This window comes from Anaerophaga thermohalophila str. Valhall (genome assembly GCF_000250735.1).
GTDB lineage: Bacteria > Bacteroidota > Bacteroidia > Bacteroidales > Marinilabiliaceae > Anaerophaga > Anaerophaga thermohalophila_A.
On the sequence record NZ_AHZV01000188.1, the window covers coordinates 1 to 1230 of the forward strand.

Here is a 1230-nt window from a genome sequence, read left to right on the forward strand (position 1 = left end):
GGTTCTGGCTTGTCCAGGTTAGGTTAGGGTTTCAAATTGCTTGTGTTACTCAACCTTTACCTTAGCCTAAACCTGAATAGGTGTTGAATGTTGAATTGTCAGTGTCTTACTTCTAATTGACAAGTTGTTATATAATTTTACGAAGAATTGTGAGTAAAAAGAAGAAAAAAAATTTGGGGGGAATGGTCTACAGTACAGACCCGGATTTTAATCCCGACGATTTTATCGAAAAAGAAGAAGCGGAAACACTTCCCCCGGAAAAACAAAACCTAAGGGTATTGCTGGACCGGAAAAACCGTAAGGGAAAAACCGTAACATTGATTACCGGATTCGAAGGTAAAGAATCAGACCTGCAAGATTTAGGGAGAACACTGAAAGGTATCTGCGGGGCCGGTGGTTCATCTAAAAACGGTGAAATACTTATTCAGGGCGACTTCCGCGAGCGAATCATCGAATATCTCCATAAGAACGGATATACACAAACAAAAAAATCGGGTGGATAAAAATGCCAACATTTAGGGATTGGACAGAAAAACCGTTGTAATTATTTTTGCAACCGATGAGAAAGTTGTACTCATATTGGCGTTTACCACTGCAAAAACAATCTGTTGGTCTTGCCCTTCTTCTGGCTCACGGACTGATAATTGTGACATATGCCCTCTTTCTGCACACTCATGTCCTTGAAGACGGAACAAGAGTGGTTCATGCTCATCCCTTTACACAAAAAGCGCCTGGTCAGAACAGCGACAATGGAGATCGAAGCGGAACAAATCACGATCATAACGCGTTTAGTTATTTCTACTTTTCCAGTCTTGGTCAATGGTTCCGCAATAATCCGCCGGTCTTCAAATTTTTTGTCTTTGAAAAACTTCTGTTTCTTAGCAGAGAAACGCCACATACTTCGAACCGAATACAAACGAACATTTCACTTCGCGCCCCTCCCATCTCCTAAAAAAATCACTTTTCTTCTTTGGTCTCAACCTAAGGTGAGACGAGCATAAGAAGAATTAAAAGTGTTGTTATCCGATCAGCACAATAAGTTTGTAGCGAGTAAACCTGTTATTAATGGAACCTTCGTGGCTGCCATTAAAAACTCAAATCAACGGGTTGAATAAGTGTGTGTCCATAAAGTACCATTTGCTGTGTTGCACTTGCCCCCGATGATATCGGGGCAGGCACTGCAACTGGCTCTTTCTGAACAGACACATATACTGTAAAAACAGCTTTGTG

At 41.2% G+C, this 1230-nt stretch carries 2 protein-coding genes; both read left to right on the forward strand.

The features are described 5' to 3' along the window. The first annotated feature begins 182 nt into the window (after positions 1-182). Positions 183-503 (forward strand): translation initiation factor, encoded by a 321-nt coding sequence (locus OQ5_RS0110265; RefSeq protein WP_016777417.1) that lies wholly within the window; start codon positions 183-185, stop codon positions 501-503. 56 nt (positions 504-559) lie between these two features. Continuing rightward, positions 560-952 (forward strand): hypothetical protein, encoded by a 393-nt coding sequence (locus tag OQ5_RS0110270; RefSeq protein WP_016777418.1) that lies wholly within the window; start codon positions 560-562, stop codon positions 950-952. Positions 953-1230 lie beyond the last annotated feature (278 nt).

Excerpts from the sequence above, each read along its gene's own strand:
- OQ5_RS0110265 (WP_016777417.1), top strand. The coding sequence starts at position 183 with ATGGTCTACAGTACAGACCCGGATTTTAATCCCGACGATTTTATCGAA.
- OQ5_RS0110270 (WP_016777418.1), top strand. The coding sequence starts at position 560 with ATGAGAAAGTTGTACTCATATTGGCGTTTACCACTGCAAAAACAATCT.